At 67.1% G+C, this 15724-nt stretch carries 15 protein-coding genes; 6 read left to right on the top strand and 9 right to left on the bottom strand.

All coding sequences use genetic code 11. The features are described from left to right. Nucleotides 1-16: 16 nt before the first annotated feature. Together DES44_RS13220 and DES44_RS13215 are read left to right on the top strand one after the other, a co-directional pair. Complete coding sequence (locus tag DES44_RS13220) at nt 17-730, top strand: sigma-70 family RNA polymerase sigma factor (RefSeq protein ID WP_058935346.1); 714 nt, start codon at nt 17-19, stop codon at nt 728-730. Further along, on the top strand, nt 730-1458 hold the full coding sequence (locus tag DES44_RS13215; RefSeq protein WP_058935345.1) for an anti-sigma factor: 729 nt from the start codon (nt 730-732) through the stop codon (nt 1456-1458). The genes DES44_RS13220 and DES44_RS13215 overlap by 1 nt, the downstream gene beginning before the upstream one ends. 349 nt (nt 1459-1807) lie before the next feature. On the opposite strand, the gene DES44_RS13210 is transcribed toward DES44_RS13215, so the two are convergent. Next, the gene (locus tag DES44_RS13210; protein WP_058935344.1) at nt 1808-2536 is read right to left on the bottom strand and encodes a type 1 glutamine amidotransferase; all 729 of its coding nucleotides are present in this window, start codon (nt 2534-2536) and stop codon (nt 1808-1810) included. 143 nt (nt 2537-2679) lie between these two features. On the opposite strand from DES44_RS13210, the gene DES44_RS13205 reads away from it, so the two are divergent. Continuing rightward, entirely contained in the window at nt 2680-3162 is a 483-nt protein-coding gene (locus DES44_RS13205; protein ID WP_058937432.1) for a molybdenum cofactor biosynthesis protein MoaE, read from the top strand. 55 nt (nt 3163-3217) lie between these two features. On the opposite strand, the gene DES44_RS13200 is transcribed toward DES44_RS13205, so the two are convergent. Continuing rightward, nucleotides 3218-3517 carry a hypothetical protein gene (locus DES44_RS13200; protein ID WP_058935343.1) on the bottom strand — a complete coding sequence of 100 codons (300 nt, stop codon included), beginning with the start codon at nt 3515-3517 and terminating at the stop codon, nt 3218-3220. A 308-nt stretch (nt 3518-3825) separates the two neighbouring features. Between DES44_RS13200 and pepA the strand changes: the two genes are divergently transcribed. Beyond that, nucleotides 3826-4614: a flocculation-associated PEP-CTERM protein PepA gene (pepA, locus tag DES44_RS13195; RefSeq protein ID WP_058935342.1), complete on the top strand. Its 789-nt coding sequence runs from the start codon at nt 3826-3828 to the stop codon at nt 4612-4614. Nucleotides 4615-4969: 355 nt separating this feature from the next. Here pepA and DES44_RS13190 read toward each other — a convergent pair whose 3' ends face one another. Further along, the gene (locus DES44_RS13190) at nt 4970-5752 is read right to left on the bottom strand and encodes a Crp/Fnr family transcriptional regulator (RefSeq protein ID WP_058937431.1); all 783 of its coding nucleotides are present in this window, start codon (nt 5750-5752) and stop codon (nt 4970-4972) included. A 354-nt stretch (nt 5753-6106) separates the two neighbouring features. Continuing rightward, nucleotides 6107-6796: a heavy metal response regulator transcription factor gene (locus DES44_RS13185; RefSeq protein ID WP_083526056.1), complete on the bottom strand. Its 690-nt coding sequence runs from the start codon at nt 6794-6796 to the stop codon at nt 6107-6109. 172 nt (nt 6797-6968) lie between these two features. Here DES44_RS13185 and DES44_RS13180 point away from each other — a divergent pair, with 172 nt between their 5' ends. Further along, entirely contained in the window at nt 6969-9251 is a 2283-nt protein-coding gene (locus DES44_RS13180) for a hybrid sensor histidine kinase/response regulator (RefSeq protein WP_147307083.1), read from the top strand. 4 nt (nt 9252-9255) lie between these two features. Here the strand turns inward: DES44_RS13180 and paoC are convergent, their stop codons facing one another. From paoC to DES44_RS24700, 5 genes are all read right to left on the bottom strand, one after another. Continuing rightward, a complete protein-coding gene (gene paoC / locus DES44_RS13175) occupies nt 9256-11460 on the bottom strand; it encodes an aldehyde oxidoreductase molybdenum-binding subunit PaoC (protein ID WP_058935339.1) in 2205 nt (734 codons plus the stop codon). Then, nucleotides 11457-12422, bottom strand: a complete 966-nt coding sequence (locus DES44_RS13170) for an FAD binding domain-containing protein (protein WP_058935338.1) — start codon at nt 12420-12422, stop codon at nt 11457-11459. The genes paoC and DES44_RS13170 overlap by 4 nt, the downstream gene beginning before the upstream one ends. Next, the gene (gene paoA, locus DES44_RS13165; protein WP_058935337.1) at nt 12419-13036 is read right to left on the bottom strand and encodes an aldehyde dehydrogenase iron-sulfur subunit PaoA; all 618 of its coding nucleotides are present in this window, start codon (nt 13034-13036) and stop codon (nt 12419-12421) included. Before paoA ends, DES44_RS13170 begins: the two co-directional genes overlap by 4 nt. 315 nt (nt 13037-13351) lie before the next feature. Further along, the gene (locus DES44_RS13155) at nt 13352-13534 is read right to left on the bottom strand and encodes a DUF3606 domain-containing protein (protein WP_058935336.1); all 183 of its coding nucleotides are present in this window, start codon (nt 13532-13534) and stop codon (nt 13352-13354) included. Nucleotides 13535-13552: 18 nt separating this feature from the next. After that, nucleotides 13553-13771 carry a hypothetical protein gene (locus DES44_RS24700; protein WP_147307082.1) on the bottom strand — a complete coding sequence of 73 codons (219 nt, stop codon included), beginning with the start codon at nt 13769-13771 and terminating at the stop codon, nt 13553-13555. A 198-nt stretch (nt 13772-13969) separates the two neighbouring features. Here DES44_RS24700 and DES44_RS13150 point away from each other — a divergent pair, with 198 nt between their 5' ends. Further along, on the top strand, nt 13970-15715 hold the full coding sequence (locus DES44_RS13150; RefSeq protein WP_083525624.1) for a methyl-accepting chemotaxis protein: 1746 nt from the start codon (nt 13970-13972) through the stop codon (nt 15713-15715). Nucleotides 15716-15724 lie beyond the last annotated feature (9 nt).

The raw sequence follows: 15724 nt of genomic DNA, 5'->3' as shown, positions 1-15724 counted from the left end.
TGCACCAGGGGGCGCCATGACGGCGCCCCGCGATGAGCGTGCGTCCGGTGCCCCCGGCGCGTCCAGTGCTGGGCCGACCGCACCGAACGAGCGGGACGCGCAGCTGGAGCGCCTGATGCAACGCGTGGCCCGCGCGGACCGTCAGGCCTTCCAGTCGCTGTACGAGCTCACCAGCCCCACGCTGTTTGCGGTGGTGCTGCGCATCAACCGGGATCGCAGCGCCGCCGAGGAACTCCTGCAGGAAGTGTTCATGGCGGTGTGGCGGCAGGCGGAGCGGTATGACAGCACGCAGAGCCGTGTCATGACCTGGCTCACCACCATTGCCCGCCACCGGGCCATCGACAGCCTGCGGCGCAAGTCGTCAGAGCCGGTCACCATCAGCCGTTTCTCGAGCCTCGGCGGCGGTGCGGGCGGTTCGGGCGGTGCGGGTGATGACGACGATGTCGATGTGCTGGCGACCCTGCGCAGCGACGAGCCCGGCCCGCTCGAATTGCTGGACGACGCCACTCGGGCCAACGATCTGGAGCGATGCATGCAGCATTTGACGGGGGAACAGCGCAGTTGCCTGGCCCTGGCCTATTACCAGGGGCTGTCCCACGCGGAAGTCGCCCAGCACATGAGTCAGCCGCTGGGCACGGTCAAGAGCTGGGTGCGACGCGGGCTGCAAAGCCTGCGCAGCTGCCTGGACCGCGCGGTGCGGCAGGTGCGTGCCGAGGGAAGGGTGGCCTGATGGATTACGGACATCCCGAGCGCGCGGATCGCCTCGCCGCCGAATACGCCGCGGGCTTGCTGCGCGGTGGCGCCCGAAGGCGGTTTGAACGGCTGCTTCCGGCGCATCCCGCCTTGGCTGCGGCGGCCGCTCAATGGGCTGATCGGCTGGAACTGCTGGGCAATCGCATCCAGCCGGTGGAGCCGCCTGCCCGCGTGTGGATCGGCATCCAGCGCAAGCTGTTTGGTGCCGCGAATGACGCGCAGGCGCCGTCGCCCGTGTCACCGGTGTCGCTGGTGCGGCCGGATCGTCATCAGGATCGTCAATTGAGGGTCTGGCGGGTGATCGGCTCGGCGGCGCTGGCAGCGTCGGTGGCGCTGGGCTTCCTGGTGATCCGCCCGGTCGAGCCGCAGGCGCCGATCGTGGTGGTGCTGCACGAGACGCCGCAGGGCTTGGCCTTGTCCAAGACCGGCTTCGTGGCCAGTGTGTCGCCGGACGGCCGGGCCCTGGTGCTCAAGCCGCTGGGGCCGATGAAGATCGAAGCATCTCAGGCGCTGGAGTTGTGGGCCGTGCCCGCCGAAGGCACGCCACGGTCGCTGGGCTTGCTGGCCTCCGGCGACGGCGCGACAACCGTGGTTCGCGCGGGGTTGCTCAAGGGGACCAAGGCCTTTGCAGTCAGCCTGGAGCCTGCCGGTGGATCACCGACGGGGCAGCCGTCTGGCCCGGTCGTGTCCGCCGGGAACGTCTGAGGGGCCTAGCCGGTTGCGCGTCGGGGCAGCGTCAATGACAGGGCGTGGGCCTTTCCCGGGAGGGCCGCGCTATTCGCGGTCCGACGTGGCTCGCGCGCGCTCCACCCGGTAGCGTTCCTGAGGAACACTCGTTCGGTCCATGCATTGACGGTAGTCCGACTGGCTCCGCAACGCCCCGCATTGTTGTCGTTCTCTGGCCTGGAGAAGCGGATAGGCCGATTCAGGATTGATGCCGCAGGCGCTGAGGGGGAGCAGCAGGGCCAGGATCAATGAGGTGCGCATCGTTGGGTTTGGGCGGTTCAAAGGGGCTGAACCAAGGATAGCCTGTTCCCAGCCGGCACCAGGCCCCTCAGGCCGCCCGCGGCCTCACAAACACCGGCCGCCGGTCCAGATGCCCGATCCAGTGGTGATACACCGCCCGCGCCGCGCGACGCAGCCGGGCCAGCCGCTCCGGCAGGTCCGCCAGGATTTCCTGCTCCGTCTGGACCGTGGGCCCGTGGCATTGCGCCAGCTCGGCGCGGCCCTGGGCGCACCAGGCCCGCAGCCCCGGGTCGGTGACCTCCAGGTGGCTTTGCAGGCCCAGATGCGGGCCAAGGGCAAACCCCTTGTTGAGGTTGTGCACGCCAAACAGGGTGCGGGTGGCCCCAGGCGGCATCTGGAAGCTGTCGTGGTGCCAGTTGAAGCTGAGCAGCCGGTCCTGGCCGTCGAACAAATGGCGGGCCGCCGGCGTGATCCACAGCTCGCGCCAGCCGATATCCGGCCGCGGATTGCGGTGGACCGGCGCCCCCAGCGTTCGTGCCAGCTGCTGGGCGCCGAAACAGTGTCCCAGCACCGGGCGGCCCAGCCGCAGGGCGTCCGCCAGCAGCAGCCGCTCCCGGGCAATCCAGGGCAGGTGGTCCTGCACCGAATGGTCGCTGCCCAGCAGCACCAGACCGCTGAAGTCACCGGCATAGGCCGGCGGACGGTCGCCCAGGTCGGGCCGCAGCAGTTCCACGTCCAGGCCATGCTCACGCAGGCATTGCAGCAGATAGCCGGGACCCTGGGCGGGTTCGTGCTGGAGGATGAGCACCGGTCTCATGCAAGGGGCGTCTTCAAGACGCTGTGGTGACGATGCCCGCAGGGTAGGAAAACGGCTGTCCAGACGGTGGCAAGACCTGGCGGCGGCGCGTCAAGAAGTCATCAAGACCCAGGGCAGGGCGCCCCAATGAGAAAATGCGCCGCATGAATTCGCCCCGCGTCCGCATCCAGACCGAAGACTTTGACCTCAGCGCCGAAACCCTGTCCTTGCGGGCGGAGGACGGCGGCGTGGGGGCGGTGGTGAGTTTTGTCGGGACGGTGCGGGACGGCGCGGACGGCAGCCCCGTCACGCTGATGGAGCTGGAACACTACCCGGGCATGACCGAAGCCTCGATCGAGGCGATGGTGGACGAAGCCTTCCGGCGCTTTGACATTCGCGGTGCGCGGGTCATCCATCGGGTCGGGCCGCTGGAAGCCCGTGCGCAGATCGTGCTGGTGCTGGTCAGCTCCCGGCACCGCGGGCAGGCCTTCCAGGCCTGTGAGTTCCTGATGGACTACCTTAAGACCCAGGCGCCGTTTTGGAAAAAGGAACATGGGCCGCAAGGGGCCCATTGGGTGGATGCCCGCGTCACGGACGATGAAGCGCTGGCGCGCTGGGGCATCACGACGCCGGGGAATGGGGTCTGAGGGGCCTGAGGGGCCTGAGGTGTAGAGCGCGAAGGACTCGCGCCTGGCGAGGCCCTCAGGGCCCGACCGCGCCCGCCAGCCACATCGACAGCATCACGCCCGCTGCCAGTGCTGCAATCCACAGCCGCATCGGCGCGGGCTCCGTCCGTGGCCGGCGCACCTGGTGCCGGTGACCCAGGAAGCAGGCGACGGCGGCGCCGCCGGCCACCAGGAAGACCAGCGCAAAACCCAGGCCCTCCACACTGCGTCCGTGGTGAATCGCCAGGGCCAGGACAATCTGGCCCAGCATCAGTCCGGCGACGCCCGATACGGCGGTCGAGGACAGGGCGGAAGTGGTGGCAGAAGACTTGCTCATGACCGGCGACTCACTGGCAACAACAACGATCCACAAATTGTGGTGTCCCCCCTGGACTTTCATGACGTGGAAAACGGGAGGAAGTCCGCAGTAATTGGCAGTGCGTCGGTTTTCGGATCGTGTTGTTGAGATGCCAATTCGATCCCCCATGAATGCGGGGTCAACCATAGAAACGCTTGGTCTGTAGTCCCCCCTGGAGGTGACAAGTGCCCGGGCACTGTGGGTGGGCGCACAGACGTGAATTTCTCACGGTGGCGAAATGCCGTTGGTCCGCGAGGTGCGGACATCTTTATATCGGAGCAACCACCATGACCCTGCCTTTGCTCTCCCGGAAGTCTCCGGCGTTCCAGCGTACCCTGCTGGCTCTCGCCCTGGCTGCCGCTAGCGCCAGTGCTTCTGCACTTCCTTCGTTCACCTGGGACCCGTCCAAAGCTGGTCTCGCCGGTGACGCCTTCACGGCTGACAACCTGCTGATCTCGAACTACTCGACGATCAACTTCACGGGTGCCAACACCTTCACTGAAGAAGGTTACCTGGCCGTCAGCGCTGCCCAGCTGGGTGGCACCTCGGTGCTGCCCGCTGGCCTGAACAGCGACTACGGCATGTACATCAAGTTCAGCGGCACGGGCACCATCAGCTCGGGCGACCCGGCCACCACGGTGACCCTGGGTCAGCTGACCTCGCTGACCTACACGCTGTACGGCTTCAACGGCACCTCGAACTACACGTTCGACGGCACCCAGTGGAGCGAGTCCGCCACCGGCGAAGTGGCCCTGGCTTCGGGCAACCTGAACTGGGGCAACGTGGCCACCGTGCCCGCTGGCAACGGTTCGTTCAATCCGTCGGCCAACGCCGGCCTGAACATCAACTGGCTGGTGGACGGCTTCTCGAGCCCCACCTACCTGCTGGGCCTGACCTCGTTCTCCAACACCACGTCGCAAGTGACGGTCACCCCCACTGGCTTCGTGATCAGCCAGGGTGGCGGCTCGATCAACTTCGCTTCGCCGGTGCCGGAACCCGCCAGCTACGCCATGCTGATCAGCGGCCTGGCTGCTGTGGGCTTCGTGGCCCGTCGTCGTAACCGCGGCGAGAAGTAATCGGACGGCAACCTCCGGGGCTTCGGCCCTGGTGGTGGCAAGGCTTGGACGGGACGTCTTCGGAGGTCCTGCCCAAGCCGTCCTTCCAGTGCCGGGTGAAGGCCTTTCGGGGTGATCGCCCGGCACAGGGAAGGGCAGTAGGACCCGTGACCCACAAGGTCGCGATTCATCGGCCGCAAGGCCAATGAAAAAAGGCCCTTACAGGCCTCTTTGCGTGGAATGTGGAATGACCGCGGACGTTGCTCAGGCACCGGCCGTTTTCTTGCCACGTTTTTTCCACGCGCCAAAACCGCAGCCGCGTGGCTGCAGTTTTTGGGAGTGAACGGGTTTGTTGAAGTGACGGAGTGGTTCCGTCTCAGGCTTGGACAGCAACTGGCGCGAAGGCGGCAGAGGTGGTCGCGTGAGTTTCAGTCACAGCTTGAGGCAGCAGCCGCTGGAAGTCCGGCTTCAGCAGGGCATAGCATTCGCAAGCCCGTGCTTCCAGCCCCGGCCGATCCAGGACCGCGATATGACCTCGCGTGTACCGGATCAGGCCGGCGGCCTGGAGGCGTTGTGCCGCTTCGGTCACCCCTTCGCGGCGCACCCCCAGCATGTTGGCGATCAGCTCCTGCGTGACAGAGAGTTCCTGATGCCCATGCTGACGATCCAGCACCTGCAACAGCCACCGGCACAGCTGACGCTCCAGCGAGTGATGGCGGTTGCACACCGCCGTCTGCGCCATCTGCGTCATCTGGGACTGCACATAGCGCAGCACGGTATGCGTGACGAGACCGCCACGCAGGAATTCTTCCTTCAGCACATTCAGTCGCAGCCGATAGGCCAGGCCGGCCCGCTGCACCACGGCGCGGGAGGCGGGAGATTCACCGCCGAGCAGCGACGAGACGCCCACCAGACCCTCAGGACCGATCATCGCGACCTGCGAGGAGGCCCCGGCGTGCGTCGTATAGATCAGCGACACGATGGAGCTGGCGGGAAAGAAAACATGCGGCGACGGAGCGCCGGCTTCAAACAGCACCCGGCCCTTGAGCAGTTCCACTGCTTCAAGATGGGGCAGCACGCGAGCGAGTTCCTCCTGCGGCCATTGGGCCAGGAGGTAGTTGCCACGGGGGACCGTCGCACTGATTGTTGTAGAGGACATGACCATGAATTCGCTCCAACGTGTTCCAAGGAAGAGCAGTGGCAAACCGCGTGCCCGTTCCCAGGGACGAGAGATTTCATCGATGCCCAACTTCAGGAAAGTTGAACCGCAATTCGGCATCGGAGGCATTGAGCAACCGACGTGCCCGGCGTCGCACAGGCGATCAACCGCACTGCAGATGTGCAGCGGACCGCAGAAGTGTCCTGCAAGCTGGACACACTGCGTGCAACCGATTGCAATTTCATGGCAACAGCTTCATTCCCCCTCCCGGGGGATGGATGCCCGATGGAATCAGGGATCTGCGCGGTTTTGAATGAACACGCCGCTACGTCCGAAACAGTTTTGGACGTGAATTCAGGTGCGCATTTCCAGCACGTAGCCCATGCCGCGCACGGTGTGGACCAGGGGCGTGTCAAAGGGCAGGTCCAGCTTGGTCCGCAAACGCCGCACGGCCACTTCCACCACGTTCGTCTCGCTGTCGAAATTCATGTCCCAGACCTGCTCAGCCAGCTCGGTTCGGGACAGCACCTCCCCCTGGCGCCGCAGCAGCAGCGTGAGCAGGCTGAATTCCTTGGCGGTGAGGTCCAGGCGCTGCCCCTGGCGCTGGGCCTTGCGGCGCAGCAGGTCCAGTTCCAGGTCGCCCAGCTTGAGCACGGTGGCGTCCCCGCCGTGCTGCCCCTGGCTGCGGCGCATCAGCACATGCAGTCGCGCCACCAGTTCTGAGAAGGCAAAGGGCTTGACCAGATAGTCGTCGGCGCCGGATTGCAGCCCCTTGACCCGGTCTTCCACATCGCCGCGTGCGGTGAGCATGAGCACTGGCAGGGATTGCGTCTGCTTGTGCTGCCGCAGGGCGGCCAGTACGGCCAGGCCGTCCAGGCCGGGCAACATGCCGTCCAGCACCATCAGGTCGTACTGGCCTTCGCAGGCTTGATGCAGCCCCTGCATGCCGTCGTTGGCAACGTCCACGATGAAGCCTTCCTGCGTCAGACCATGGCGCAGGTAGTCGGCCAGCTTGATTTCGTCTTCCACCAGCAAAAGCTTCATGATCCCCATTCTGCACAAACGACTGCTGACATTGGCTTACCGTTTTGTCATCTCGACGGAAGGTCGGCAATGAAGAGCGACTGCACGCAAAGGGCGATTCACGATCCGCTTTCGCGTTTATCCCACTGCCGCCGGGCCAGGCAAAGAATCGACCGGCCTCTAGAATCCGTCGATGCCCTCCGCCGCCGCAGTCACTGCCCCGCCATTGAGGTCCAGTTCCATCAGCGGCAAGTTGAAGGCCATGGTGTGGCTGATGGTGCTGCCGACCTTGCTGCTGTCGATGATGGCGGGGGTGGCTGTCTTCCAGACGGAGCAGCGGGCGGCCATCAATGCCGCCATGGAAACGGCGGAAGCGCTGAGCCTGGTGACCGACCGGGAAATGGCGGTGCGCAGCGCCATGCTGCAGGCGCTGAGCATCGCGCCCAGCCTGGCGGAGGGGCGCCTGGACCAATTCCATGCGGAAGCCCGCCGGCTGGTGGCAGGGTCGGCCAGCACCATCGCGCTGACGCGCGAAGATGGTCAGCAAATGATCAATACCCGGGTGGACTGGGGCGTGGCGCTGCCCAAGACCTCGATCTTCCGGACGGGCGTGACGCCCAACAGACCCTTGATGGTGTCGGATCTCTACACCGGCCCTCATGACAAGCGGCTCAGCTTCGCCGTCCGGGTGCCGGTGACCGTCGCCGGTCAGCCGATGCGGCTGGGCCTGGGCAGCCCGGTGACGGATTTGCAGCAGATCTTCCGCCAGCAACCGCTGCCCAAGGGCTGGCTGGGCGTGGTGCTGGACAGCCAGGGGTATGTCGCCGCCCGCACGCTGGACCCCGACAAGCGCGCCGGCCAGCGGGCCAGCGCTGCCATGCTGGAGGCCATGGCCAAGGCCGACCGCGGCGTGGTGGAAACCAAGACGCTGGACGGCGTGCCGGTGTTCACCGTGTTTGCCCGCGCGCCGGACTCCGGCTGGCTGGTGCTGATCGGCCTGAGTCGAGGCCAATTGGCCCATACCGCCTGGATGGCGTTCGGCGTCACGCTGTGCGTGTCCTTCATCTTCATCGTGGTGGCCACCCTGGTGGCGCGGCGCATCGGCGGGTCCATCGTGCGCCCGCTGCAGGGGCTGCGGGACGATGCGCTGGCCATGGGCAGCGGCGAGCGGGTGCAGGCCACGGCCAGCGGCCTGGAGGATGTGGACATCGTGCAGCGTGCGCTGGTGGCGGCCAGCGAGGAACGCTCCGGCCATGAGCAGCGCATGCGCGCCGAGATCGAAGCGGCGGTGGCGCAGGCCCGGCTGGCGCAGGAAGCCGCCTTGCGCAGTCAGAAGCTGGAAGCGCTGGGCCGCTTGACCGGCGGCATCGCCCACGACTTCAACAACCTGCTGCAGACCATGACCACCGGCCTGCAACTGGCCAAAAAGCTCAGCGCGGACCCGCGGGCCGACCAGGCGCTGGCCGCCTGCCAGCGTGCCACGGCCAAGGCGTCGCAGTTGACGCGTCAGTTGCTCGCCTTTGGCCGGCAACAGGTGGGCCATGAATCGGTGCTGGATTTGCGCGAACAGCTGCCCGAGCTGATGGAGCTGGTGCGCGGCGCAGTGGGCAGCGCCATCGACAGCAGCCTGGAGATGGAGGACGGCCTCTGGCCGGTCCGGACCGACCCGGTGCAGCTGGAGCTGGCCATCCTGAACCTGGCGCTCAATGCGCGGGATGCCCTGCACGGACGCGGACGCTTGACCATCCGCGCAGCCAACCGTCAGGTGGTGGCGGGCGAGGTGACCGATCTTCTGGCGGGGGACTATGTCTGCATCACCGTCGTGGACGATGGCGACGGCATGACGCAGGACCAGATGGCCCATGCCTTCGAACCCTTCTTCACCACCAAGCCGGTGGGGCAGGGCACCGGACTGGGCCTGGCGCAGGTGTATGCGCTGGCCCGTGCGACCGGCGGCACCGCCACGCTCAACAGCAAGATCGGCCTGGGGACGGAAGTGGTGCTGTGGCTGCCGCGTTCGCTGGGCCGGACGCGCGCGCTGGAAGCGCAGGCCCCCGCCAGCGGCCAGCGCTACGGCGGCACCGTGCTGCTGGTGGAGGACGATGCCTCGGTGCGCGAACTCACCGCCCAGGCGCTGGAAGACCTCGGGTTCAGTGTGATGACGGCCCCCACCGCGGACCAGGCCCTGGACCTGCTGCGCGGCGGCGCCCAGGTGGACGTGGTGCTGTCGGACATCGTCATGCCCGGCACCCGCAGCGGCGTGGATCTGGCCCGCACACTCAAGGTGCTCAAGCCGACGCTGCCGGTGGTGCTGGCCAGCGGCCATCCGGTGCGCATTGAAGAAGCACCGGATGTGCCGCTGGTGGCCAAGCCCTACGACACCGACCAGGTGGCGGCGCAACTGGCCGCCGCCATGGACCTGGCGCGCAGCAGCCTGCCGCCGGCAGGGGCCTCGGCCCCCGCAGCGGCGGACTGAGCGCTCAAGCCACGCGCGGCATCTTCGCCAGCAGCTTGTCCAGGGTGACCGGGTACTCCCGCACCCGCACGCCGGTGGCGTTGTAGATGGCGTTGGCCACCGCGGCGCCGACGCCGCAGATGCCCAGCTCGCCCACGCCCTTGGCCTTCATCGGGGAGGAGATCGGATCGGTCTCGTCGAGGAAGATCACGTCCTGGTGGGGAATGTCGGCATGCACCGGCACCTCGTAGCCCGCCAGGTCGTGGTTGACGAAGAAGCCGCGCTTCTCGTCCACCTGCAGCTCTTCCATCAACGCCGCGCCGACGCCCATCGTCATCGCACCGATCACCTGGCTGCGGGCGGCCTTGGGGTTGAGAATCCGGCCGGCAGCGCAGACGGCCAGCATGCGCCGCACGCGGATCTCACCGGTGAAGGCGTTCACCGCCACCTCGACAAAATGGCCGCCGAAGGTGGATTGCTGGTACTTCTTGTCCAGGTCTCCGTACTCCATCTTGTCCTCGGCCACCAGGCCTTCATGGCCGGCCGCATCGCCCAGGGTTACCGACTTGCCGCCCTCGCGCACCGCGCCGTCGGCAAACACCGCCTTCTCCGGGTCCATGCCCTGCTTGCGCGCAATGATCTCGCGCAGTTGCATGCAGGCCGCGTACACGCCTGCGGTGGAGCTGTTGCCGCCCCACTGGCCGCCCGAGCCGCAGGAGACGGGCAGGTTGGAGTCGCCCAGCCGCACCACCACCTTGTCCAGGCCGACGCCCATCATCTCCGCGGCGGTCTGCGCCACGATGGTGTAGGTGCCGGTGCCGATGTCGGTCATGTCGGTTTCCACCGTGACCACGCCGCGCTGGTCCAGCCGCACCCGTGCCGCCGACTTCATCACCAGGTTGTTGCGGAAGGCCGAGGCCACGCCCATGCCGATCAGCCAGTGGCCTTCGCGGCGCTGTCCCGGCTTGGTGCGCTGCTGCCAGCCAAACTTCTCGGCCCCCGTGCGCAGGCAGTCCACCAGACGGCGCTGTGAGAACGGACGCTCCGGTTTTTCCGGGTCGACCTGGGTGTCGTTGAGGATGCGGAATTCCACCGGATCGAGCTGCGCCTGCTCCGCCATCTCGTCGATGGCGATCTCCAGCGCCATCAGGCCGGGCGCTTCGCCCGGGGCTCGCATGGCATTGCCTTCGGGCAGGTCCAGCACCGCCAGCTTCATCGCCGAATAGCGGTTGGCGCCGGCATAGAGCAGCCGGGTCTGGGCCACCGCGGTTTCAGGCTGTCCGCCTTCCAGGTCGCCGGACCAGCTTTCATGGGCGATGGCGCTGATGCGGCCATCCTTGCCGCAACCGATGCGGATGCGCTGGATGGTGGCGGGGCGGTGCGTTGCGTTGTTCATGATCAGCGGACGCTGCAGCGCCACCTTCACCGGACGGCCGATCGCCTTGGCGCCGAGTGCGGCCATGACCGCATCCGCGCGCAGGAAGAGCTTGCCGCCAAAACCGCCACCGATGAAGGGCGAGATCAAGCGCACCTTGTCCTTGGGCAGGTTGAGCGTCTTGGACAGGTCGCCCCGTCCCCAGTCGATCATCTGGTTGGAGGTCCACACGGTGAGCTTGTCGCCTTCCCACATGGCCAGCGACGCATGCGGCTCCATCATGGCGTGGGACTGGTCCGGCGTCGTGTAGGTGTGGTCCAGCTTCACCGCGGCCTGGCTGAAGGCTGAGTCGAAATCACCGACCTTGGTCTCGGGCGGCGTCTGCTCATCGCCCTTGGGCGGCTTGGCGCTGTCCATCGCCTTGGCCAGGCTGTAGGCACCAGGCTCGGCCTGGTAGTCCACCTTCACCAGTTCGGCGGCGGCGCGGGCCTGCTCGAAGGTCTCGGCCACCACCACGGCCACGGCCTGGTGGTAGTGCTCGACCTTGGGGCCGGCCAGCAGATGGGCCGTGTTGAACTTGCCCTTGCCGAGCTTGCCGGCATTGCTGGCGGTGACCACGGCCAGTACGCCGGGAGCGGCCTCGGCCGCCTGGGTGTCCATGCGGCGGATCGTGCCCTTGCCGATGCCGGCGCCCACGATCACGCCATAAGCGGCTTGCGGCGCCACGTCATGGCGTTCGTAGGCATACGGCGCGGTGCCGGTGGTCTTGCGGGGGCCATCGATCCGGTCGGTCGGCTTGCCAACCACACGCAGCTGATCGATGGGGTTCTGGGTCGCGGGGCGGTCGAACTTCATGCGCGTGTCCTTGCTTGCCGGGCTTCATCCAGGGCGGCGGCGATGGTTCGCTCCACCAGCGGGATCTTGAAAGCGTTGTCCGATGTGGGATGGGCGTCCGCCAGCAGGCGGGCCGCGATGGCCTGGGAGCCTTGGGGCATGGCGGCATCGGCCGCGTCCATCCGCCAGGGCTTGGGCGCGATGCCGCCCACCGCGATGCGTCCACGGCCGTTGCCCTGCACGATGGCTGCTACCGATACCAGGGCGAAGGCGTAGGACGCCCGGTCTCGCACCTTGTGATAGATGTGCACGCCGGGCACCGGACGCGGCAGCGTGACGGCGGTGATCAGCTCTCCGGCGCTCAGCGTGGTCTCGATGTGGGGCGTGTTCTCCGGCAGCTTGTGGAAGTCGGCGATGGGGATGCGACGGGTCTGGCCGTCGGGCCGCACGGTTTCCACCACGGCATCCAGGGTGCGCATGGCGACGGCCATGTCGCCCGGATAGGTGGCGATGCAGGCGTTGCTCACGCCCACGATGCCCAGCTGGCGGCTGCGGCCGTCGATGGCGCTGCAGCCGCTGCCCGGCTGGCGCTTGTTGCAGGCCTGCTGGGTGTCGTAGAAATACGGGCAGCGGGTGCGCTGCAGCAGGTTGCCGGCGGTGGTGGCCCGGTTGCGCAGCTGACCGGAAGCGCCGGCCAGCACCGCGCGGGAGAGCACGCCGTAATCGCGACGCACGCGAGGGTCGGCCGCCAGGTCGCTGTTGCGCACCAGCGCGCCGATGCGCAGCCCGCCTTCCTGCGTCGGCTCGATGCGGTCCAGCGCGAGGCGGTTCACATCGATGAGATGGGTGGGCGTCTCCACCTGCAGCTTCATCAGGTCCAGCAGGTTGGTGCCGCCGGCAATGAAGCGGGCACCGGGCTGCCGGGCCGCGGCGGCGGCGGCCTGGGCCGGAGTCTCCGGCCGTTCCAGGGTGAAGGGCTTCATGCGGGCCTCCCGGCGACTTCGGTGATCGCGTCAATGATGTTGGAATAGGCCCCGCAGCGGCAGATGTTGCCGCTCATGCGTTCGCGCAGTTCCTCGGCGGACAGCAGCGGGCGCACGTTCAGGTCGGCGCTGACATGGCTGGGCATGCCGGCCTTGAGCTCGTCCAGCACGGCAGTGGCCGAGCAGATCTGGCCCGGCGTGCAGTAGCCGCATTGGTAGCCGTCATGCTTGATGAAGGCAGCCTGCAGCGGATGCAGCTTCTCCGGCGTGCCCAGACCTTCGATGGTGGTGACCTGGGCGCCGTCATGCAGCACGGCCAGTGTCAAGCACGAATTGATGCGGCGGCCGTCCAGCAGCACCGTGCAGGCGCCGCATTGGCCGTGGTCACAGCCTTTCTTGGTGCCGGTCAGACGAAGGTGCTCGCGCAGGGCGTCGAGCAGCGAGGTGCGGTTGTCCAGCGAGAGCGTCTGGCTCTGGCCGTTGACGGTCAGGGTGACCTGGGACGTGGCCATGAGGGCCTCCTGCGAAGCGGGCGGACGGGGGTTGGGAACCTGGGCCTGGGCCTCCAGGGCGAACCCGGAGCCGGCGGCACAGGCGCTGCCGGCGATGAGCATCGTGCGGCGACGTACGCCGGTCAATGGATCTTGCAGGCTATCGGTGCCGAGCCCCGCTTCATGGGCGCGGCAGACATCCGCCGCCAGCGCATCACCGAGGCAGGGCGCGGCGGTGGCGCAGCTGGACGCTGCCAGCGGCAGGCCGGAGGCTGTATCCGTTGCCGCTGGGGTGGGGAAGGGAGAGGGGGAGAGGGAAGTCGGGGATGAGGGCGACGACGGGGTCGCGGGGGAAGATCTGGACGCTGCATCCATGCTGGGACACTCCTGGCTTTGCCGACGTTGGCGCTGCCGGGAGGTGGCAAGGCATGTGCCCGATCAGCGGTGCTGCTGCAGCCACTCCTCCACGCGACGGGCACTGGTGCCCACATCGTCGACGGCCGGCTGGACCAGGTCATGGGCCACGCCCATGCCGTCGCCGGGCTCGGTCCGCTCTTCATCGTCGGTCACGTTGACGCGGTGGGGGTCAGGATTGCGGGTGTCGCTGGCAGTGTCTTTCATGGCGGCTCCTGATGACGTTCAGCGCGGCGAGCCGGAGCGGCTCTGCGGGCGCTGGGGCGGCGGTACCCCGTTGGCATTGTTGTCGAGGCTGGCGCCGGGATCTTCTTCTCCAGCAATGGATTCTTCAAACGCATGGTCCGGCACAGCTGCGGGATGGCCGGCATTGGGCTTGGCCACGCCCGTTGGTTCAGGCAATGGAGACCCTTTGGGCTTGTCGGGAGCAGGGATTTGGGACATCACGAACACCCTTCTGAATGGAACTGAGTCAAACGGCAAACGCAGTGCCCATCGGCATCATTGCAAATCGCGTCATTCGGCGGTCATCCGAAATCAACGCTGTTTTTCAGTGCGAAGCGTCACGGGATGATTTTGCAGGGACATTGAACTGGCAAGGGGGATTCCCTAGTCTCTGCCCACCACAAGCTGGAGGTCCCGATGCGAAGCAATCTGCCGGTTACGCAGCGCGAATACACCTTTCCTGAGGGCGCGACCCTGATGTCCAGTACGGACAAGGACAGCTACCTGACGTATGCGAATGAAGCCTTCATTCAGGTGAGCGGCTTCACCCCCGAAGAACTCATGGGCCAGCCGCACAACCTCGTGCGCCATCCCGACATGCCCAAGGAGGCGTTTGCCGACATGTGGGCGACGCTCAAGGCGGGCATGTCCTGGACCAGCCTGGTCAAGAATCGCCGCAAGGACGGCGACCACTACTGGGTCCGCGCCAATGCCACGCCAGTGGTGCGCGAAGGCCGAGTGGTCGGCTACATGTCGGTGAGAACCCAGCCTTCCCGAGAGGAAGTGCAGGCGGCGGAACAGGCCTATGCGGCATTCCGGGACCAGCGCGCGGGCAGCCGCCGCTTTCACCGCGGGCTGATCGTTCACGGTGGGTGGTCCGCCTGGCGCTCCCTCGGGCAGACGATGCCGCTGAGCTGGCGCCTGCGCCTGGCCATCTTCGGCGTGGTCGCGCTGGCCATGATCGGCGGCGTGCTGGCGGGGCTCGATGCGAAAGAGCTGGGGATCATTGCCGGCCTGATGCTGGTGGGGTCGGTGCTCAAGTGCTGGCTGGTGGAGCAGCAGATCGTCGGGCCGCTGAAAGCGGTGCTGGCCCAGGCACAGGCTGTGGCGGCCGGGCAGGCCGGGCAGAACCTGCATCTGAACCGGGTGGATGAAATCGGCATGCTCATGCGGGCGGTCAACCAGTCCGGCCTCAACCTGAGAAGCCTGGTGGATGACGTGGGCGAGCAGGTGCACGGGGTGCGTCAGGCCAGCGAGGAATTCGCTGCGGGCAACCGGGAGCTGAGCGAGCGGACCGAACAGGCGTCCGAGCGGCTGCAGCAGACCGCCAGCTCCATGAGCGAGATGACAGTGGCCGTGCGGGCCAACTCGGACACGGCGCGGGCCGCCGCCTCGTTGGCGGGGGATGCCCACGACGCCGCTTCCAAAGGCGGGGAGGTCGTGCAGCGCGTGGTGGACACCATGCATCAGATCAGCGCCAGCTCCAAGCGCATTGCCGACATCATCGGTGTGATCGACGGTATCGCCTTCCAGACCAACATCCTGGCGCTGAATGCGGCGGTCGAGGCTGCCCGTGCCGGCGAGCAGGGCCGTGGCTTTGCGGTGGTGGCGGGCGAGGTGCGCAGCCTGGCCCAGCGTTCAGCTTCCGCCGCCCGTGAGATCAAGCAGCTGATCCAGGACAGCGTTGAGCGGGTGAGTGTGGGCAGCGCCCTGGTGGATGATGCGGGCCAGTCGATGGCCGCGATCGTCGGTAAGGTGGGGGAGGTCAATACGCTCATCGAGCAGATCAGCCGTGCGTCTGCCGAGCAGTTGCTGGGCATCGACCAGGTCACGCAGGCCGTCTCCGCGCTGGATCACGCCACTCAGCAGAACACCCAGCTGGTGGCGGCGTCCGCTGAAGCGGCCAACGGGCTGCAGACGCGCGCCGGGCGGCTGAGTGAGGCGATCAACGTGTTCAAGTCGGACGGTCATCCGGCGCCGACGGCACCATCGGATCACTCCGCTCCATCCGCGCAGTCGGTTCTGTCGGCGCTGTCGGCCCGTTCGGCGCATACGGCACATACGGCGCATACGGCGCATGCGGCGCACTCAGTCCGGCCCGCGGCACAGACGCATGCTCGCGATGTCGCCGCGCGTCCCACAAGGGCCCTTGAGCCTGCCTGATTGCCAGCA

This window comes from Roseateles depolymerans, from assembly GCF_003387155.1.
Lineage (GTDB): Bacteria > Pseudomonadota > Gammaproteobacteria > Burkholderiales > Burkholderiaceae_C > Roseateles > Roseateles depolymerans.
This window is presented reverse-complemented; position numbering and strand designations above follow the sequence as displayed.